The following is an 18,009-nucleotide window of genomic DNA, read 5'->3' on the forward strand; positions in this document are numbered from 1 at the left end:
CCTTAATCTTTTTTCTTGTGTTTGAGAGCTAGACCCACCGTATTGGCGATATTTTTTTGTAACTTTGGATTTGCATCCTCTAATTCGTGTCCAAACTTGATTGTCGAGTCGATGTCGATATACTCATTTTCAGCGATCTCTTCTATAAGACTTAGCCATTCCCCCTCTTTGACATTTTTGGGCAAAATGAAATAGTATTTGGTGAAATTCTGAAACAGAATGTCAAAATCTTCTTGTGTCTGTAATTTCTTGACATTGCTACTAAGCTCCCTGATGGAGGGTACTTTGACACGAGGTGTGGGTGGTTGGAAATAGGTGTAGATGAGTCCGATGATAAAAATAGGAAAAGCTAAGAAAAACCCCGCACTCCAGTAGATTGCATAAAACCAAATGTCGCCCATCAATCCCTCATGAGCTGATAAAATTCATTTGTAGCCTGTATAAAACCATCCATGCTGCCACAATCATAGCGTTTTCCTTGAAATTTGTAGGCGAGCACCAGTTTGTTTTGTGCCTGCTCTAGCAGAGCGTCTGTGATCTGTATCTCTTGATTTTTTCCCGGTTTGGTGTGTTTGAGTACGCTAAAAATATCCGGTGTGAGGATGTAACGCCCAATGATGGCTAGATTACTGGGGGCTTGCTCGGGCTTAGGTTTTTCCACCATATCTATTACCTGATAAACACCATTGGCAATTTCTTGTCCTTTGATCACGCCGTATTTGTGCACCTCCTCCATAGGCACTTCCTCAATGGCCACAATGCAACATTGGTATTTAGCATAAAGTTCTACCATCTGTTTAAGCACGCCAGGGCCTTGATTAAGACAAAGATCGTCAGCTAAAACTACACAGAAAGGTTCATTGCCAATGAGGGTTTGAGCGGTATAGATAGCATGCCCCAAACCCTTCATTTCATTTTGACGGGTATAAGAAAAACTGCAAGTCTGCATAATGGCGCGGATGCTTTCAAGATATTGCTCTTTATTAGTGCCACTAATTTGGTGCTCTAACTCATAGCTAATATCAAAATGATCCTCAATAGCGCGCTTACCCCTCCCAGTAACAATGGCCATAGCCTGACACCCTGCTTCTATTGCTTCTTCAACGCCATATTGAATTAGAGGTTTGTTGACAATAGGCAACATTTCTTTTGGCATCGCTTTTGTAGCTGGCAGGAAGCGTGTTCCATAACCTGCTGCAGGGAAAAGGCATTTTCTGATCATTCTATCTCCTTGTTTGCAATGTAGTGCTGAAAAAGTTATCAATATCAAAGGGTTTAGCTTTAGGGTTTAAAACCCATTGGTAGAGAATATAGTTTGCCATTACCTTTTGCCCATAAAGACGGGTTTCCTCGTAAGGAATAAGTTCCATACTCAGCCATGGTTCAAAGTGCCCACGCCTGAAAAAATGCCTCTCTTGCAAAAGACGCCTAAAAAATCCGGGACCAGCGTTGTAGCAGTAGGCAACAAAAAGAGGATGTTTAAATTCCTGTTTGAGAAAGTTAAGGTAGTGATTGCCAAAAGGAAGAGCAATGGTGGGATTAAACATATCTGTCAGCTTAGTAGCACCTACCCCCATTTGTTTGGCAAAATGATCCACATTGAAGGGCATAATTTGCATCAGTCCTAAAGCGTAAGAACGCGAAATGAGCGCGGGCAATAATAAGCTTTCTTGACGGGCGATAGCATAGGCAAGAGATTTTTCTTGCAAAGAGCTCCACGCAATGATGTTTTCATAGGGGGTTAAGAAGTAATGCTGATCGCTATTGTAAAGGCTTAGAAAATAGGCTAAATGTGGGAGAGTAGTAGGGGTTTTAAGACTTTCTAGTCTCTGGTGCAGTTGGTTTTTGTTCTTGAGCGCGAGGGTTTTATCCCTAAAAATCTGCCAAGCAAAGGGGTCTGTAATATCAAAAGGGGGTTTTTTGTGCGAGATAGGTAAGGAGGTAACTAATTTATAATCTAGTTTTTTCTTAAGATTAAGCCGTGCGTACAGACTAAAGAGATTGGGATTAGGGCTCTGACTTAGAGTTTCAAGAGTGGCCTTGTCTTGACTAACCAAATATTGCCAAAAGAGAGCCTTATCTTTGAGAAATGCGCTAGAAGCTTGATAGGCAGTGCGTTTGAAATAATCAAGAGCTTTTTCATATTTTCCATGCATCACAGCATTCAAGCCCAAAGCAAAAAAAGTCTTATCATCACTATTGACAATATTAGCCTGTGCCAAAGACTTTTTAAAGTGTAAAAAACGGCTATCAAAAATAATGCGTTGGATGATTTGATTGAGAGAAAAATTATTTTGATTGAGAGATTTTTCTAAGAGTTTTGCGCTAATGTGGTGATCGAGAAGCTGGAGGCGTTGCTCATAGGGAAGAGCATTATAGATAAAGGCTAGGGTTGAAGCTGTCGTGCTAAAGAGTTCTTTGAGAAGATCGTGGCTGAGTAAAATCCCTATAGAAGTGCTGAGCTTAACGTGCTCTTTGGTAAGTTTGGTGCGCATAGTTTCTAAAAGGGTTCGTTGAGAATGATTTTTAACCGCCTCAAAAACTCTAGTTATTTTAAGACCCAGTGCAATGCAGGAAGCATCTTTGAGGGCGAGCTCTTTTAAAGGAAGATGTACGCAGAGGTTAGTTGGGCCTAGAGTGAGTGCTTTTTTAGCGCGCATGGCCTCTTGGATCGCCACACTATTGCGTTGCACGAGTGGATAAACAGCTTTGGCATCTTGTGTAGTGGTGTTAGGATTTTTAAGAAAAAGCCAAATATAAAAATCTCGTGCGATGCCCGGGGGCTTACTCTTAAGAAAAGCAAGGCTGATCTCTTGTGCGCCTAGCACACATACCAGCCCCAATAAGCATAAAATGCGCACCATTAACCCCGCGCGTAGTCAAGGAGAAGTTTGACCAAAGTCATATCTATAAATTGCAAAGCAATAATAATCGCTAAAGGCGAGAGATCGATGCCATTAAAGACTAAAAAGGGCAACCAAGCACGCACTTTGGCAAAGAGGGGCTCTGTGAGACGATAGAGCATTTGGACAATAACATTACTAGGATCGGGGCGCAAGAAGCTTAATACAGAGGCGATGATAATAACCCACATATAAGTGGTGATGAGACCACGCAAAATAGTTCCAATAGCTACAAGAATCGCGCTCATAACCATTAAATGCCTTTCAGAGTGAGAATATCTTGAGAAAAATAGCGCACGAAAGGATAGAGGCGGTTGAGCTCAACCCCATGTGTTGTGCCTGTAAATAAAATTCGTAAGGGTTTAAAAAAATCCTTACCCTTGAGTTGGCTTTTTTGCATGGCTAATTTTTTAAACTCTGTAAAATCCTCTAGGGTTTCTAGGGGGAGACTTTGAAGTGTGGCATGCAAGCGCAAACAGCGATCGTAGAAATTTTCATTTTCGTAGTCTTTATGGATATCTTTAGGGGCGAGCATGGCTTCTAATTTAGTGTGCAATTCGTTTAAGGTACTAGATTCCTCTAAGAAAATTTGAGCAAGCTGGGCTTTTTGTAGCGAGTCTAAGCCTAAAATTTCTTGGAGCTGGTGTGTTTCCAAAGCTTGGAGGTGTGCATGGTTGAGGTGGCGCAAATAAGAGAGGTTAAAGCGTGCGGGCGCAGCACTGAGTTTGTGCAAATCAAACCATGCGCAACTCTCCTCCAAGCTAAACACCTCGCTAGGAGGTGCGTATCCTAAAGAAATAAGATAATTGGCAATGCTCTTGGCTAAAAACCCCTCTTTTAAAAGCCATACCACACTAGAAGCTGCGTCTCGTTTGCTCATCTTTTTTCCGCTTTCTTGATCAAGAATAATAGGCAAATGGGCGTAAGCTATGGGCTTAAATGGCTGATCAAGCACCTTGGCTAGGGCTTGTTGGATAAGAATTTGTTTAGGAGTGTTGCTTACATGATCTTCGCCACGAATAATGTAGCTGATCTTGTAAGTGAAGTCATCACAAGCACAAGCAAAGTTATAGGTAGGGGTTTTATTAGATCGCAAAATCACAAAACTATCAAGTTCATGGGGTTCAAAATGAATTTTACCCTTAATGGTGTCTTCAAAGCAAAGACCTACAGAGCTTCCCCTCAAGCGCACTACCGGATTAGGGTTACTCTTTTCTTGCAGACGCGCCCAAGCATCGTGGTAGCGAAAAGGGCGTTTTTCACGCAGGGCTTGTTGTTTTTGTTCCTCTAAAAACTCAGGGGTGCAATGGCAATAAAAGGCGAATCCTTGATCCAAGAGTTTTTGTGCATATTCTTGATGTGTGGGTAGGTTTGCGCTTTGGTAAACCAACTGATCCCAAGAAATCCCCACCTTGCGCAAAAGATCTAAAATTTCGCGATCTTTATTGGGAATATTGCGCTCGGTATCTGTATCTTCAATGCGCAACATGAGGGACTCACCTAGCTGTTTGGCTACAAGCGCATTGAGCAACGCCACACGCAAATTCCCGATATGCATATCCCCAGTGGGCGAAGGCGCAAAACGAAGCATCTTAAAAAAGCCTTTTTATGCGCTATTATAGCTCAAACACTTTAAGCCTGACCATTACTAAGCAAAATTTAGCTAGAATAGGGAAAAATTTCTGGAGAAAATGAATGAAAAAAGGTATTCATCCTGAATATGTGCCCTGCAAGGTTACTTGCGTTACAAGTGGTAAGGAGATTGAGGTTCTTAGCACCAAAAGTGAGCTACGCATTGATATTTCTAGCTTTTGTCATCCTTTTTATACTGGTAGCGATAAGATTGCTGACACTACCGGACGCGTAGAGAGATTCCGCCAAAAATATAAAATGCAATAAGTCATTGCTCAGTTTAATACCCACCCCCATCGGGAATTTAAAAGATATTACTCTGCGTAGCCTAGAGGTTTTGGCTGGTTGCGCTGTACTTTTATGCGAAGATGTGCGTGTAACTAAGAGGTTGCTTTTTCTACTTGAAAAAGAGGACTGGGTCGAGTCGGTGTTGAGGGAAAAACGAAAGTCTTTGCGTCAAAAACGCTTTTTATCTTTTCACTCTCACAATCAAGAAGAGTTTTTGAAAAGCGTGGAATCTTGTTTTTTTACTAACCAACATGTGGGTTTTGTGAGCGACGCGGGGATGCCCTGTGTGAGCGACCCGGGAGCTAGACTGGTGCGCTTTGCTCAAGAACATGGAGTTTCTTATGAGGTTTTGCCCGGACCTAGTGCTTGTGTGAGTGCTTATTGTGCAAGTGGGTTTGAGGTTGCAGAGTTTCATTTTGTGGGGTTTTTGCCTCCAAAGAGTGTAGCTAGGCGCGCTAAAATCGCTAGTTTAATGGGCTCTCAGAGGGCGTTGGTAATTTATGAAAGCCCTAGACGGCTTTTAGAAACTCTTGGCGATTTGGCTTCAATGTGTCCTGAGGGGGCTCTCTTTGCGATTAAGGAGATGAGCAAGCTCCATGCCTGCCATTTTAAAGGCACGATTTTGGAGGTGTCTACACAACTCCAAAGTGTCCCCTCTAAAACTTTGCAGGGGGAGTGGGTGTTAGTTTGTCTCTTGCCACAGCAGGAAATACCTAGCCTCTCTCTTAGAGAAATTGAAGACATGGATTTACCCCCCAAAATTAAAGCGAAGTTACTGAGCAAAATTAAGGGAATCTCTCCCAAAACTCTCTACGCTCAGGATTTTACATGATTATTTTTGGTAAGCAGGTGGTTCTGCACTTACTAAAACACTATCCTAGCTATATTTTAGAGTTTTATTTGGTTAAAGAAATTGATAAAAAAACTTTTAGTTTGCTACAAGCACACCAGCAAGAGTATCATAGCGCACTTTTGCGCGTGGACTTTAAAAAAGCTCAAGCAATGGCTAGGGGAGGCAATCATCAAGGCTGGCTTGCTAAGGTTCTCCCACCCAAGCCTAGCACCCTAAGCGTACTTAAAAGTTTGGATAAGCTCCTTGTACTCTGTGGCTTGAGCGATGTAGGGAATGTGGGCGCACTTTTTAGAAGCGTGGCTTGTTTGGGCTTTGATGGGATTGTCATGGATAAGTCCCTACCCTTTGAGGGACTGGCGCGTACCAGTATGGGCGCGCTCTATGAAGTGCCTTTTTGTATTTGCTCTAATCCCGCGGACATTTTGCAGACATTTAAAGATGTTCGTGTGCATTGCTATGGAGCGCATACAGAAGGACAAGATGTAAAAGAGGTGAACTTTAAAATTCCTTTAGCAATTTTTTTAGGGAGTGAGGGAGCAGGTCTAGCTTCTAAGTTGGTACGGCGCATGGATACCTTGGTGCATATTGGCATGAAAGGCAAGATTGACTCGCTCAATGTGAGTGTAGCAGGAGCAATTTTAATGGATAGGGCAAGATAATGGACACACAAGATAAACTCAGTGAGTTGGATAAGAATTTGGCCTTCTTAAGAGAGAAAGGTCTCAAAGAAATCAATAAAGCAACTAAAATTGCTAACCCTAAACTTGAGGCAATTTTAGAAAAGCGTTTTGAAGACTTGCAGCGCGTACATGCAGTGGGTTTTTTACAAATTTTAGAGAAAGAATATGGATTGGATTTAAGTCAGTGGCTTGTCGAGTATGACAAGATTCTCTTTGTTAAACCTCCTTCCTCTTTAGAAAGCGATGTTGCCACTCCCTCAGAAGAGCTCCCTTTCGTGGATACCAAGCGTTCCGATCCTGAAATTCTCAAGACTTTCCAACCTAAAAAAAGCTCCAAGTGGGCTTGGATTGCGCTTGCAATTTTGCTTGTAGGTGCAGGAGTTTATGTTTACCGCACCAAGATTTCCTTTATGACCTCCGACACCGATCAACAACCCCTTCAAATTTCAAAGACTCCCCCACCTCCAAGCCAGCCCCAGCCTCCTACTTCACAAGCTGTGCCCGCGCCTCAACCTGCTATCACTCCCCCATCTCCTCCTAGTTCTGTAGATACACCCTTACAAGCTCCTGCACCATCTGCCCAGGAGGCACCTGACACACAACAACTCTCAACACAAGAGCAAGAGGATTCTGTTCCACAAACTCTCAGCGCAAAACCTAATACCATTCTTATTATTCCTAAAGAGGAAATGTGGATGGAGAGTATAGATTTAACCACCAAACGCAAAACTCAAATGACTCTCAAAGAGCCCTTCAGTCTAGAGACTAAAGAACATCGTTGGCTTTTGGCTTTTGGGCATGGAAGTTTGTCTTTGGAGGCTAATGGTCAAACTCTTGATTTTGATCAAAAACGCCCCTTGCGTTTTTTATACACGCCTAAAAATGGCCTAAGGCGTGTGAGTTATACACATTATCAAGAGTGGAGTCGCTAATGCCTTTGCTCAGATTTTATCTCTTGCTTGGGAGCTTTATCGCGTTTTTAAGCGGAGATTTGTTAGATGAGAAAATCAAAAATCTTGTAGGCAATCGTTTTTATCAAACTAATAAGAATTTTATCGCTAGAGTGTTTCAAAACCGGCGTTCTTTTTATATCCAAGACACATTACAGGTTAAAAAGGTCGTAGATACTCTTAAAGATAACGGGCTATTGCCTCTAAAATTTGGAAAACCGGGTATGCTTCATGTGAGTTTTCAGGCTAAAACTTCGCCTTTGCTGTTGCTTAAAACCACCCAGAGTGTGCTCGCTTCTATGGGTTATGCGTATTTCATGGTTTTAGAAGTGGACTACAAAGATTCTTGGAGCAAGGCAGTTTTTGCCCTCAAAACAGAATACGCTCTTGATCCAAGCCTTATTGCTACCCTTTTTCACAAAAAGGGTTTTGTTTTTGCCGATCTCAAGCGAGATAGCCTTCAAGATTGGAGCTATTATTTTGGGGTACGCATTCCAAAACTTGCCAATACAACCACAATTATCCCTTCAGGGAGCTATCTCAATCTCAAGGAAATTAGCGGAGAATATTGGTTAGACATGACTTATGGTGGACGACTTAAAATTGTGGCTAATACCTCTGTTTGGCATCCTCAAATTAGTTTTTTTGACGCATCTCTACATATGATTGATTTTACGCATAGCGCAAACCCAACCTCCAAAATCAGTGTTGATGTTCCCGATAATGTGCGTTTTATCAAAGTGAGCGATGTAGAAAATCCCCTTGTGCTTAAAGGAGGCATCAGAGTTCTTCTAGAACCATTGCAACATTAATGCCCCGTATTGAGGTTTTTTGTAGTATCATAGTACATCACAATCTACAAGGAGTTCTGAATGAAAAAAGTTGTTTTGGGTGCTTTGCTAGCTACGGGTTTGGTTTATGCGACCTCCATTGATACCAGCAAAGTTAGCATGAGTTTTACTGCCTTTAAAACTCCTAAAAAAGTGGGTGTAGAGGGTACTTTTGATGGTGTGCAATACCACTTTAATAAAGATACTTCAAGTGTAGCACACATGTTAGATAAGGCTACTGCTAGTATCGATGTAACACATGTCAATCTGCATAACGAGCTTAAAAGCAAAAATGTTAAGGAGGCTTTCTTTGATCTCTTTAAAGAGAAGAATCTCAAGGTGATCTTTAGAAATGTGGTTGCAGGCGAAAATCAAGGGAGTATCTTAGCCACCGTGCGCATGAATGGTAAGAGTATCAAAGTGCCCATGACTTATACTATTGAAAATAACGAGCTTACAGCAACAGGACTTTTAGATGTGCTAGAATTTGGTCTTAAAGACGCATTTGCTAAACTGGCTCAGGCTTGTCAAGCCCAGCATGAAAAACTCACTTGGTCTCAAGTGCGCATCACTTTTAAAGCAGGTCTTAAAGACTAATATGACTAAAAAGCAACTTGGCCACGCTCTATTACATAGTATCAATGATTTTAACGAAGCTAAACAGGTGATTGTAGGGGGGGTTAACTCCCCTGTACGCGCCTTTGGAAGTGTTGGAGGTACACCACCTTTTATTTTTAAGGGCGATGGGTACTCTCTTTATGATGTAGATGGGAATTCCTATATAGATTTTGTGCAGAGTTGGGGGCCCTTGCTCTTTGGCCATGCCGATGTGCAGATTCAAGAAAGAGTGATCGAAGTTCTAAAAAGAGGCATGAGCTTTGGTGCACCTACAGAGCTAGAAACCACTTTAGCTAAAAAGCTTGTTTTGAGTTATGAGGGTGTAGAAAAGGTGCGTTTAGTGAGTAGCGGGACAGAAGCGACCATGAGCGCGATCCGTCTTGCGCGCGCTTTCAGTGGCAAGGATAGAATTATCAAGTTTGAGGGGTGCTACCATGGGCATAGCGATAGCCTGCTTGTGGGAGCAGGGAGTGGGTGTGCTACCTTTGGCGCGCCTAGTTCTTTAGGCGTGCCAAAAGCTATCAGTGATCAAACTCTTATTGCTCAATATAATGACATTGACTCTGTAAAAGCTTGTTTTGAAGCAGGGGGTGTGGGTTGTGTTATCATCGAACCCATCGCCGGAAACATGGGCTTAGTGCCTGCAAAACTTGAGTTTTTGCAAGAACTTCGCCATCTTTGTAGCAAATATGAAGCTGTGCTCATCTTTGATGAAGTGATGAGCGGGTTTAGAGCTGGTGTTAATGGCTCACAAACTTACCACCGCTTAGTGCCCGATCTAGTTACCTTTGGTAAAGTTATTGGGGGCGGATTGCCCCTAGCGTGTTTTGGAGGTCGGGCGGAAATTATGGAAATGCTCGCCCCTGTGGGGGGGGTGTATCAGGCCGGGACTTTGAGTGGCAACCCTGTAGCAGTGGCTGCAGGCATTGTTGCGCTTGAAAAGATCGCTCAAGAACCCAAGCTTTTCTCTCGCCTTGAAGAGTTAGCCCAACACTTTGTCAGGGGGCTTGTAAAAATTGCAACTTCTCATGGAATTGCTCTGCAGGGCTGTGTGAGAGGGAGCATGTTTGGCTTCTTTTTTAGCGAACAAGAAGTGCAAGACTTTCAAGGGGCTAAAAATTCCAAAACAGATCTTTATGCGCGCCTGCACCAAAAAATGCTCCAAAGAGGTGTGTATTTAGCTCCCTCAGCCTTTGAGACCGGTTTTATATGCGCGCCCATGCATATGGATATTATCGATGCCTGTTTGCAGAAAGCCCAAGAGAGTTTTTCTGAAATCGCGCATGGAATCTGAACCCAGTTTTAAGCGCATTGTGGAGGGAGCGAGCGTTTTAAGCTTAGGGATTTCTATTGTAGTGGCCGTTTTAATTGGAATTGGGATCGGCTATGGGCTCAAAAAACTCACCGGAGTCGCATGGTTGTTTTGGTTGGGCGTGTTTTGGGGAGTGGGGGGGGCTATTTTAAATGTGTACAAAGCCTACAAAAAGGCTAAAAAAGATTTAGACGCTCTAGCTCAAGACCCCAAGTATCGTCAACACGATGTGTAGCTTTAAGTGCGCCCTCTTTGTGGTGCTGTGCAATGCAATCGGTGTAGGGATAGTAGGCTATTTTTGGGGATTGTTAGGTGCACTCAATTTTGAAACCAGTTTTGTGGGTTTTTTCTTGATTCTCTTAGCGGGTTATCAAAAACTCAAAAACACTTTGGGGCAAGCCAAAGAAAAAGCAACCTCTAAATTTATGTTAGGACTAGGAACTAACTTTAGTTGGAACAAGATAGGGGCTTATGCTCTCTTTTTGGCGGGCCTGCTAAGTTTGACCCACTTTAGGGTCTTTGAGCCCATCCCCTACTTAGTGGGGTTGGGTGCGTGCTTGGGAAGCGTCTTAGGAAGCTATACTCTTAGAAATTAAAAATATAGTTGATATAAAGGGAAGCGTTACGATGGTAGGAGAGAGAAACATCATCGCCTTTAGAAGCCTTTTTGTAGAAAGAATACGGGACAACGGGGACAAGCGCGCCTAGCTCGATGCCTTGTTTGTCAGAAAAATTTGCTCTAAGACCAAAGCTAATGGGAAGCTGGAAATAAGCAATATTGGGCTGACCTTTAAGGTTGGGTGAACCAAAGCCATGCGCCACTTTCTCAATCACCCCATCGATTGGACCATTCATTCCATCCCCACCTGCCATATAAGAACCTATCCAGCTACTGCCAAGGAGTTGGAAGCCCACGAAAAACCCTACTGCATAACTATTATCTTTGGGAACAAAGAAATCCCAAAGAAAATCCATGCCAGCCCCGTAGTTAATGTCTGCAAGATCGCCCGTGCCAGACACGCGCCCCACAGCGTTATAGTCAAAGGTAACATAATAGCGCAAACCAACGCGCTTTGACTGACCAAAAAACTGCTTATAGCCCGCTCTAAGATTAAAGCCCCACATGTCGCCAGAATAGTGCTCGTTATGAAGAACTTCAGAATCAACTTTGAGATATTCCTTAGTTTCCATACGCGACCATTGAAACCCCCCCGCAAGATAGGCGGCGTTGCGTTCAGCCAATAGAGGGGATAGGGCAAGCGTGCTCAAGAAGCTCAGGGTAGCTACAGAAGCCAAGCTCTTAGGTAAAATAGCCATCGACAAACCTTTATTCAGTGAAAATGGAGATGAATCTCTTAAGCGGGGATTCTAAGATAAATACATTAATTTTTTTCTTAAATTTCTTAAGAAAGTTCAAAAAAAGAAAAAATAAAATTTGGCAAAAATTGGAGTGATTCAAGGATATTTTTATTCTTTCTGATCCCTGCAAAAATGGCACGGATGCCCTACTGCACGCAATACTAAAAAAAACTAACCTCTTTTTTCGTTGCTAAAATGCCAAGAAAAATACAACATATTAATTACTATATTTTTATAATAATCCCTAAAGTGGCTCTAGTTCGTTTTTAGGGATTCACTTAAGAACTATATGTCTGCAGAAATTAACCTAAATACTTGAGTACTAGGCCCGCATAATAACTTGCTGCACGGACTAAAAGGGCATCATTAAAGACATAGTTTGAAGTGTGGATATAGTTGGTGGTTTCGTTTTCAAAAAAAGCATAGGCACATTTACGCAACTCGCAAAAATAGCCAAAATCCTCACTTCCCATTGCAGGCCTGTGATCAAAACAACAACCTTGCACCCCAAAAATATCTAGGGCTACCTCTTGAGCTAGGGCAGTGGCTTCAGGGTGGTTATTTATGATAGGGGTAGCAAAATCGTGCGTCATAGTGATTTCCACCCCTTGAGCTAAAGCAATACCTTGAGAAATTTCTTGAATGCGCTTGGCAACTAGCTCCCGCGTCAAAAAGTCTAATGCCCGCACGCTCACTAGCAACACAGCGCGATCAGGGATAATATTATGCGCACTCCCTGCATTCAAAGCCCCTACGCTCACCACCGCGCTATTTTGCGGGTCCACATTCCTAGATACAACACCTTGTAGTGCCAACACTAACAAAGAAGCCACTAAAATCGGATCTTTGGTTTTCTCTGGCGCGCTAGCGTGCCCGCCTTGAGCCTTAATTTCTAGGGTATAAGCGTCTGAGCTGGCCATCAAAACGCCAGTTTTAAGATAAATTTTTTTATCACTCCCTAATGGCATGTTATGCCATCCAAAGATTAAATCACTATCAAACTTTTCTAACAGACCCTCTTCAATCATAGCCCTTGCACCGCCCAAATTTTCCTCAGCCGGTTGAAAATATAAATTCAAAGTGCCCTTAAAATCTTGAGTAGCTAGGTATTTGGCTGCCAGCAGTAAAGACGCGCTATGCCCATCATGTCCGCAGGCGTGCATGCGTTGTGGGGTTTGGCTTTGATAATCTAGTCCGCTGTCCTCTTGGATGGGCAGAGCGTCCATATCTGCGCGCAAACCAATTTTTTTAGCTGAATCGCCCTTTTTGAGCACCCCTACCACGCCGGTTTTACCCACTCCCGTATGCACTTCATAGCCAAATTCTCTCAATTTGTCGGCCACTAACTGAGAGGTTTTTACTTCTTTAAAACCTAATTCTGGGTGTCGGTGGATTTTGTGGCGGATGGCTATAAATTCCTCTTGCATCGCAACAATTTCTGGGATTAAATTCATAGAGCTTCCTTGTTAATCTTTCTTAAAAATGCGTTTGATTTTATACCACAAGCTTTTTTGGCGTTTTTCTTCCTCTATTTCTTTCCTAATCTCCTCTACAGGTCGATCAAAGACAATCTCTATATAATCTCCGCTTCCATCCTGAGTTTCAATGCGGATTACATTATCCGGGGGTTCTGGAAGTTTCTCCATCGTAGCCCGTTGCTCCGTTGAATCTGCGGGTTTTTCAGATTCTGCTTCTTTTTTCATGTTCTCCTCTTGCAAGACTAAACTCTTTCCATTTTACCTAGCCAAAGCACACGCTAAAACAATATACGAGAATCGTAGCATAGAACAGCCCTCACTCTTCGTGGATATGACGGACATGATCGCTGTAGCGTTGGCTAAAGACATGTACACCCTCTTTGTTTTTAACAAAGTACAAAAAAGGGGTTTTCGTGGGAAAAATTGCCGCCTTAATGGCTTGTAGACTCACGCTACCTACAGGCGCATCAGGTAGACCCTTATGTTTATAGGTGTTATAAGTACTATTGTCCTCGAGAATACGCGCGCGGGTAACTTTGGTGTGGGAAAATTTGCCATAATTCAAACTCCCGTCCATCTGTAAAGGCATACCTTTTTCAAGGCGGTTATAGATCACACCAGCAATGATGGGCATTTCTTTAGTGTTAGCCGCCTCTTTTTGCACAATGGAAGCGACAATCAAATTTTTTTCCCATTCCTTTTTGTCATAATGCCCTAGTAATTCTCGACTCAATTTTTCATACTGCTTGCTCGTGTGCTTGATAAGATAATCCATCAGCGAGTCCGCAGAAATACCTAAGGCAAAGCGGTAGGTGTCAGGAACAATAGCTGCTTCTTGAAAAGGAGCTTTGGCTTTATAGGCCTTGTAAAGGTCTGCTTCTGGTAGCTTGAAAGTGGTTGCCAAATTTTGAATAAAAAAGTAAAGGGTTTCGCCCGGTATCAAAGTGGCGTTTTTATAAATCTTTTTAGAAAGACTGAGAGCGTATAAAAAATTTCCCTTATTGATCTCTTGATGGGCGTTAACAGGAATGGAGATATAACCACTTTTTGGAGTTTCCCATAGACCCAAAGCTCTCATCGTGCGTAAAATCCATAGATCCAAGGTATTGAGTTCTCCCTCTAAACTTCGGACTATGCTACGCAATGAGCCACTTGGAATGTAAAGCGCGTCATGTGATTTTATGGGTATACTCAAGTAAAACAAAAACGAAAGCCAAATGATCAAAGCCATCTCTAAGAGAATGCGTTTTCCGGTGATTTTATGCGGAGTTTTAGGTGCTTTAGTGTGGGGCGTATTTGCGGTTTTCAAAAATGGCATCCTCATCTCTTCATTGCAGCTAGGAAAACTACACATCAATAAATTCTATCTAAAACTTGATAATAAACTTGTGTTGCAGATAGGACGACTTGATTTAAGTGAAGCGTTAAAAAAAGACCCTAAAAAGACTCCTCCAAGCCTCAATACCATCATTCAGGGCGTACGCTATAGTTTGTGGGTTCTCTCTTATTTTCAGGAGCTTAGTGTCCAAGAGATTATTTTTAACCCAAAGACTAAGGCTCATGTACTTTTTGATGGTAAAACTTACGAGCTAGATTTTCCGGGCATTCAGGCTAAATTTTTGCTCCAAGATCAAAAAAATCTCTCTTTAAAACTACTTCAAGCCACCTCAACCCTTTTTCATGCGCGCGCTCAAGGGCAAGCGTACTATAACCCTCATACAAAACAACTGAGTTTTGATTTTGATTTTTCTCCTCTTAATGATGTTGCCAATTTGAGAAAATCCCAACTGGTCGCGCATGCGCAAGGCTTGACAGATTTCAACACTTTGGCTCTTAAACTCAGCACGAATGAAATCCATCATTTAGACTTTCTCAAACCCTATTTCCCTGATGGTAGCCATCCCGTGGTGCAGGCTTGGCTCTTTGATAATATTGTCTTTTCTGGTGTTAGAGTAAGCTCGGCTAAAGCCATCTTAAACCTTAAAGATAAAAACATGGCCAAGACACTCTTAGATCGCATTGGCGTACAAGCTATTGTAAAAAATGCGTATGTACGCTTCCACAATAAACTCTCCCCCATCTATGCTAAGGAAGTTGCCCTAGAACTCAAAGATCGCGCCCTTATCATTGAACCCAAAAATGTTATTTATGAAACCATGCCTTTGGATAACTCTAGGGTGCAAATTAACCATCTTGGTAAGGGATCGTCTTTGAGTGCGGATATTAGGGTAGCCCCTAGTCTTTCTTTTCAAAGCACCAAAAGGATTCTTCAAGCTTACGATATCTCTTTACCCATTGCCAAGTTGAACGCGCCTTTAAATGCTAATCTTCTTTTGGGCGTACAATTTCTCCCACATGGCCACTCTTTATTTTCTATACAAGGGAGCATAGATGTGAGTGCGGGCTCTTTTCTTCTCTATGACACCCCCTTTTATGCCCAGCAAGCTCATATCAACCTAGACATCACACCCGAGCGCAAGTATGTTTCTATTTCAACTTCCCACACACGATATCACAACATGGTCGATGTGGACGCTGACCTCATGTTAGATTTTGTAACCAAGCAACTTAAAGGCAACTTTGGCGTGCATAAAATCCAAATCAACACTAATAACGCGATCAACATGCAACCCTTTAGCCCCTCAAGAACTCTGCCAAAAACCCTGCCAGCCCCCATTAATGCTGCACATCTCCCCAATATTGTTGCTCAAGGGAAACAAGTACTAGAAAAACATATTTTGGCTAGTATCAAGGCGCAAAATAGAGAGGTTTTCAGCAAAGATGTGATCTATGCCAATGCCACTAACTTACCCAGCTTAGAATTTAGTTTAAATTTCTCAAAATCCCAAGAGCTAGCGTTTAGTTTAGGAAATTTGGGCGTGGAAGGTAGGCTGAAGAATGGAATTTATTCTTTAGATGCTAAAGATTTACACAAGCTCTTTGGCATCTCTCCTATTTTGCGTTACTATGGCATCAAGAAAGGCACTTTGCATGTTAGCAGTCCAGATTTCAAGAATGTGAAGTTTGTAGGTATTATACATCAGCCATTTCCACTTTATCGCCACGATGGTAGGCGAATCAATAGTATTTCTTTCTTAGGCACTTTCAAACCTGAGGGCGTGGAGATTTTTAGCGATGATGGGGCCATTATGGGACGCATTCAAGGCAAACAACAAATTTTTTTCTTCAATGATATTAACTTTAATATCGATGAATTTTTACAAGCTAAGATTCCCTTTATCAAAGACATGCTTGCTCCAGACTCCACACGCCCTACAAAAGCTCAAATTCGCGATGAGAGCGCGTTTATCCGCGCCAAACAACATTACGAAAAATTACACAATATCCAACCCATATCCACAATTATCAGTGCAAGCAACACCACTCTTAGGCTCAAGTCGTTTCCTTTAGCTCTGAATAATATCCGTCTTGTTGTGCGCGATGGACGCACTATGATTGATGGAAATTACCACCATGCCATGTTGAGCGCGGATATTGTACATGGAGATGTGATTGTGCGGGCGCGCAATTTCAGTGGAGACTATCTCAACCTGGCTATCCAGAGTGTTACCTCTCAAAACCTTATTGGGGGTGGATTGTATGGCTTGACAGGGGTCTATCGCAATCGGGTCTTCAATGGGGAATTGCGGCTACAAAACACCATTATTAAAAACTTTAAAGTCTTGCAAAATATCGTCAATATTATCAACACAATTCCTTCCCTCATTGTTTTTAGAGATCCCCGTTTGGGGGTACATGGTTATGAGATTTCTAAAGGTCGCGTGCTCTTTGGGGTGAGCTCAGACTATCTAGGATTAGAACATATCCAGCTTTCAGGCACCACCTTAGACATAGATGGTAATGGAATCATTGAGTTATCTAATAAAAAAACAGATCTTTCCTTAGATATTTCTACAATCAAGGGGTTTAGCAATGTGATCAATAGAATTCCCATCATTAATTATCTTATTTTGGGCGGAAGTGGTAAAATTTCTACCCATGTCCATGTAAGTAAGACGCTAGACAATCCTGCTGTTAAAGTTACTTTAGCTAAAGACATCGCTCAAGCTCCTTTTAAGATTCTACGCCGTATTTTTACCCCCATTGATATTATTGTAGATGAAATCAAAAAAGGACTCGCCAACCATGACTCTGCTAGACTGCCAGAAAGATCATCGCTACACAATCCTTGAAATTCAAGGCGCAGACTCTGCGCTTAAAGATCGTTTCTTATCCTTTGGGATTCGTCCGGGCGTGGAATTTACACTTTTACAACATTCCTTGCGTCGCGCTACATTTAGTATCTGTATCAACAATGCCCAGATTGCTCTGCGCTCCCATGAAGCCGCTTTGCTCTGCGTTTCCCCCCTATGAAAAACAAAGCCCAACACATCAAAACCCGCCTTTTAAATCACTTTGGCAACCCAAGTACAGAGCTGCGCTATGACAACGCCTACCAACTTCTAGTTGCCGTCATTCTCTCCGCCCAATGCACAGACGCACGCGTGAATGCCACCACCCCCGCACTTTTTGCACTCTATCCAAGTATTGAAAGTTTGGCACAGGCTAATTTGACCCAACTTAAAGAATGTATCAAGAGTATTTCTTACCCCAATAACAAGGCTAAACATCTCATCAAAATGGCGCAAAAAGTCTGCTCACACTTTGGGGGCGTGATCCCCCACACTCAAGAAGAGCTCAAAACTCTCCCGGGCGTGGGGCAAAAGAGTGCTAATGTTGTGCTTTCTGTATGCTTTGGTCAAAATTATCTAGCTGTAGATACCCATGTATTTCGGGTTGCACACCGCTTAGGACTAAGTCAAGCTAAAACCCCGTTACAAACAGAAAAGGAATTGAGCGTGCTCTTTGAGAGCGATCTAGCACGACTCCATCACGCATTGATTCTTTTTGGGCGTTACACTTGTAAAGCACTCAAGCCTCTTTGTAAAGATTGCTTTTTAAGAGACCTCTGCATGCATAAGGCAAAATCTAGTATAATAAGCCCAAAGACTTAAGGGCAATCATGGATCAACAAGGCAATAAAGAAACACAAGGTGYGAACATCCAATCTAATCCCTAAACCTTAAACATTCTCACGCCTGTTAA

At 42.4% G+C, this 18,009-nt stretch carries 21 protein-coding genes; 12 read left to right on the forward strand and 9 right to left on the reverse strand.

What is annotated here, in order from left to right:
* Positions 1 to 2: 2 nt before the first annotated feature.
* From C6H00_RS00570 to gltX, 5 genes are read right to left on the reverse strand one after another with little or no spacing between them, the layout of a single operon-like run.
* On the reverse strand, positions 3 to 401 hold the full coding sequence (locus C6H00_RS00570) for a hypothetical protein (RefSeq protein ID WP_104749118.1): 399 nt from the start codon (positions 399 to 401) through the stop codon (positions 3 to 5).
* On the reverse strand, positions 401 to 1,222 hold the full coding sequence (gene galU / locus C6H00_RS00575; RefSeq protein ID WP_104749119.1) for a UTP--glucose-1-phosphate uridylyltransferase GalU: 822 nt from the start codon (positions 1,220 to 1,222) through the stop codon (positions 401 to 403). Before galU ends, C6H00_RS00570 begins: the two co-directional genes overlap by 1 nt.
* Position 1,223: 1 nt before the next feature.
* Entirely contained in the window at positions 1,224 to 2,864 is a 1,641-nt protein-coding gene (locus C6H00_RS00580) for a lytic transglycosylase domain-containing protein (RefSeq protein ID WP_104749120.1), read from the reverse strand.
* A complete protein-coding gene (locus C6H00_RS00585; RefSeq protein WP_104749121.1) occupies positions 2,864 to 3,157 on the reverse strand; it encodes a YggT family protein in 294 nt (97 codons plus the stop codon). The genes C6H00_RS00580 and C6H00_RS00585 overlap by 1 nt, the downstream gene beginning before the upstream one ends.
* Positions 3,157 to 4,494 (reverse strand): glutamate--tRNA ligase, encoded by a 1,338-nt coding sequence (gene gltX, locus C6H00_RS00590; protein WP_104749122.1) that lies wholly within the window; start codon positions 4,492 to 4,494, stop codon positions 3,157 to 3,159. Before gltX ends, C6H00_RS00585 begins: the two co-directional genes overlap by 1 nt.
* Positions 4,495 to 4,598: 104 nt before the next feature.
* On the opposite strand from gltX, the gene rpmE reads away from it, so the two are divergent.
* From rpmE to C6H00_RS00635, 9 genes are read left to right on the forward strand one after another with little or no spacing between them, the layout of a single operon-like run.
* Complete coding sequence (gene rpmE / locus C6H00_RS00595; protein WP_013468550.1) at positions 4,599 to 4,802, forward strand: 50S ribosomal protein L31; 204 nt, start codon at positions 4,599 to 4,601, stop codon at positions 4,800 to 4,802.
* Between the two features lie 4 nt (positions 4,803 to 4,806).
* Positions 4,807 to 5,655, forward strand: coding sequence for a 16S rRNA (cytidine(1402)-2'-O)-methyltransferase (rsmI, locus tag C6H00_RS00600; protein WP_104749123.1), 849 nt, complete (start codon positions 4,807 to 4,809; stop codon positions 5,653 to 5,655).
* Positions 5,652 to 6,335, forward strand: coding sequence for a TrmH family RNA methyltransferase (locus C6H00_RS00605; protein ID WP_104749124.1), 684 nt, complete (start codon positions 5,652 to 5,654; stop codon positions 6,333 to 6,335). Before rsmI ends, C6H00_RS00605 begins: the two co-directional genes overlap by 4 nt.
* On the forward strand, positions 6,335 to 7,288 hold the full coding sequence (locus C6H00_RS00610) for a hypothetical protein (RefSeq protein ID WP_104749125.1): 954 nt from the start codon (positions 6,335 to 6,337) through the stop codon (positions 7,286 to 7,288). The genes C6H00_RS00605 and C6H00_RS00610 overlap by 1 nt, the downstream gene beginning before the upstream one ends.
* A complete protein-coding gene (locus tag C6H00_RS00615; RefSeq protein ID WP_104749126.1) occupies positions 7,288 to 8,118 on the forward strand; it encodes a hypothetical protein in 831 nt (276 codons plus the stop codon). The genes C6H00_RS00610 and C6H00_RS00615 overlap by 1 nt, the downstream gene beginning before the upstream one ends.
* A gap of 60 nt (positions 8,119 to 8,178) precedes the next feature.
* Complete coding sequence (locus tag C6H00_RS00620; protein ID WP_104749127.1) at positions 8,179 to 8,733, forward strand: YceI family protein; 555 nt, start codon at positions 8,179 to 8,181, stop codon at positions 8,731 to 8,733.
* Position 8,734: 1 nt separating this feature from the next.
* Positions 8,735 to 10,048: a glutamate-1-semialdehyde 2,1-aminomutase gene (gene hemL / locus C6H00_RS00625; protein ID WP_104749128.1), complete on the forward strand. Its 1,314-nt coding sequence runs from the start codon at positions 8,735 to 8,737 to the stop codon at positions 10,046 to 10,048.
* Positions 10,038 to 10,301, forward strand: coding sequence for an AtpZ/AtpI family protein (locus tag C6H00_RS00630; RefSeq protein WP_104749129.1), 264 nt, complete (start codon positions 10,038 to 10,040; stop codon positions 10,299 to 10,301). The genes hemL and C6H00_RS00630 overlap by 11 nt, the downstream gene beginning before the upstream one ends.
* Positions 10,294 to 10,662 carry a hypothetical protein gene (locus C6H00_RS00635; RefSeq protein WP_104749130.1) on the forward strand — a complete coding sequence of 123 codons (369 nt, stop codon included), beginning with the start codon at positions 10,294 to 10,296 and terminating at the stop codon, positions 10,660 to 10,662. Before C6H00_RS00630 ends, C6H00_RS00635 begins: the two co-directional genes overlap by 8 nt.
* Here C6H00_RS00635 and C6H00_RS00640 read toward each other — a convergent pair.
* From C6H00_RS00640 to mltG, 4 genes are all read right to left on the reverse strand, one after another.
* Complete coding sequence (locus C6H00_RS00640; protein ID WP_104749131.1) at positions 10,652 to 11,383, reverse strand: outer membrane protein; 732 nt, start codon at positions 11,381 to 11,383, stop codon at positions 10,652 to 10,654. The genes C6H00_RS00635 and C6H00_RS00640 overlap by 11 nt on opposite strands.
* Positions 11,384 to 11,727: 344 nt before the next feature.
* Positions 11,728 to 12,879 carry an amidohydrolase gene (locus tag C6H00_RS00645; protein WP_104749132.1) on the reverse strand — a complete coding sequence of 384 codons (1,152 nt, stop codon included), beginning with the start codon at positions 12,877 to 12,879 and terminating at the stop codon, positions 11,728 to 11,730.
* Positions 12,880 to 12,891: 12 nt separating this feature from the next.
* Complete coding sequence (locus C6H00_RS00650; protein ID WP_104749133.1) at positions 12,892 to 13,128, reverse strand: hypothetical protein; 237 nt, start codon at positions 13,126 to 13,128, stop codon at positions 12,892 to 12,894.
* 91 nt (positions 13,129 to 13,219) lie between these two features.
* Positions 13,220 to 14,134: an endolytic transglycosylase MltG gene (mltG, locus tag C6H00_RS00655; protein WP_233704333.1), complete on the reverse strand. Its 915-nt coding sequence runs from the start codon at positions 14,132 to 14,134 to the stop codon at positions 13,220 to 13,222.
* Here mltG and C6H00_RS00660 point away from each other — a divergent pair.
* Genes C6H00_RS00660 through nth form a run of 3 tightly spaced genes read left to right on the forward strand, consistent with a single transcriptional unit; the run spans position 14,121 to position 17,918 of the window.
* Entirely contained in the window at positions 14,121 to 17,096 is a 2,976-nt protein-coding gene (locus C6H00_RS00660) for a YhdP family protein (RefSeq protein ID WP_233704334.1), read from the forward strand. The genes mltG and C6H00_RS00660 overlap by 14 nt on opposite strands.
* Positions 17,050 to 17,277 (forward strand): FeoA family protein, encoded by a 228-nt coding sequence (locus C6H00_RS00665; RefSeq protein WP_104749135.1) that lies wholly within the window; start codon positions 17,050 to 17,052, stop codon positions 17,275 to 17,277. Before C6H00_RS00660 ends, C6H00_RS00665 begins: the two co-directional genes overlap by 47 nt.
* Positions 17,274 to 17,918, forward strand: coding sequence for an endonuclease III (gene nth, locus C6H00_RS00670; protein ID WP_104749136.1), 645 nt, complete (start codon positions 17,274 to 17,276; stop codon positions 17,916 to 17,918). Before C6H00_RS00665 ends, nth begins: the two co-directional genes overlap by 4 nt.
* Positions 17,919 to 18,009 lie beyond the last annotated feature (91 nt).

Origin of the sequence: Helicobacter cynogastricus, from assembly GCF_900197855.1 — a bacterium.
Classification (GTDB): Bacteria; Campylobacterota; Campylobacteria; order Campylobacterales; family Helicobacteraceae; genus Helicobacter; species Helicobacter cynogastricus.

Excerpts from the sequence above, each read along its gene's own strand:
- nth (WP_104749136.1), top strand. The coding sequence starts at position 17,274 with ATGAAAAACAAAGCCCAACACATCAAAACCCGCCTTTTAAATCACTTT.
- C6H00_RS00570 (WP_104749118.1), bottom strand. The coding sequence starts at position 401 with ATGGGCGACATTTGGTTTTATGCAATCTACTGGAGTGCGGGGTTTTTC.
- C6H00_RS00640 (WP_104749131.1), bottom strand. The coding sequence starts at position 11,383 with ATGGCTATTTTACCTAAGAGCTTGGCTTCTGTAGCTACCCTGAGCTTC.
- gltX (WP_104749122.1), bottom strand. The coding sequence starts at position 4,494 with ATGCTTCGTTTTGCGCCTTCGCCCACTGGGGATATGCATATCGGGAAT.
- C6H00_RS00660 (WP_233704334.1), top strand. The coding sequence starts at position 14,121 with ATGATCAAAGCCATCTCTAAGAGAATGCGTTTTCCGGTGATTTTATGC.
- C6H00_RS00630 (WP_104749129.1), top strand. The coding sequence starts at position 10,038 with ATGGAATCTGAACCCAGTTTTAAGCGCATTGTGGAGGGAGCGAGCGTT.
- C6H00_RS00585 (WP_104749121.1), bottom strand. The coding sequence starts at position 3,157 with ATGGTTATGAGCGCGATTCTTGTAGCTATTGGAACTATTTTGCGTGGT.
- C6H00_RS00580 (WP_104749120.1), bottom strand. The coding sequence starts at position 2,864 with ATGGTGCGCATTTTATGCTTATTGGGGCTGGTATGTGTGCTAGGCGCA.
- C6H00_RS00650 (WP_104749133.1), bottom strand. The coding sequence starts at position 13,128 with ATGAAAAAAGAAGCAGAATCTGAAAAACCCGCAGATTCAACGGAGCAA.
- C6H00_RS00645 (WP_104749132.1), bottom strand. The coding sequence starts at position 12,879 with ATGAATTTAATCCCAGAAATTGTTGCGATGCAAGAGGAATTTATAGCC.
- C6H00_RS00635 (WP_104749130.1), top strand. The coding sequence starts at position 10,294 with ATGTGTAGCTTTAAGTGCGCCCTCTTTGTGGTGCTGTGCAATGCAATC.
- C6H00_RS00665 (WP_104749135.1), top strand. The coding sequence starts at position 17,050 with ATGACTCTGCTAGACTGCCAGAAAGATCATCGCTACACAATCCTTGAA.
- C6H00_RS00610 (WP_104749125.1), top strand. The coding sequence starts at position 6,335 with ATGGACACACAAGATAAACTCAGTGAGTTGGATAAGAATTTGGCCTTC.
- C6H00_RS00615 (WP_104749126.1), top strand. The coding sequence starts at position 7,288 with ATGCCTTTGCTCAGATTTTATCTCTTGCTTGGGAGCTTTATCGCGTTT.
- mltG (WP_233704333.1), bottom strand. The coding sequence starts at position 14,134 with ATGGCTTTGATCATTTGGCTTTCGTTTTTGTTTTACTTGAGTATACCC.
- galU (WP_104749119.1), bottom strand. The coding sequence starts at position 1,222 with ATGATCAGAAAATGCCTTTTCCCTGCAGCAGGTTATGGAACACGCTTC.
- rpmE (WP_013468550.1), top strand. The coding sequence starts at position 4,599 with ATGAAAAAAGGTATTCATCCTGAATATGTGCCCTGCAAGGTTACTTGC.
- C6H00_RS00620 (WP_104749127.1), top strand. The coding sequence starts at position 8,179 with ATGAAAAAAGTTGTTTTGGGTGCTTTGCTAGCTACGGGTTTGGTTTAT.
- C6H00_RS00605 (WP_104749124.1), top strand. The coding sequence starts at position 5,652 with ATGATTATTTTTGGTAAGCAGGTGGTTCTGCACTTACTAAAACACTAT.
- hemL (WP_104749128.1), top strand. The coding sequence starts at position 8,735 with ATGACTAAAAAGCAACTTGGCCACGCTCTATTACATAGTATCAATGAT.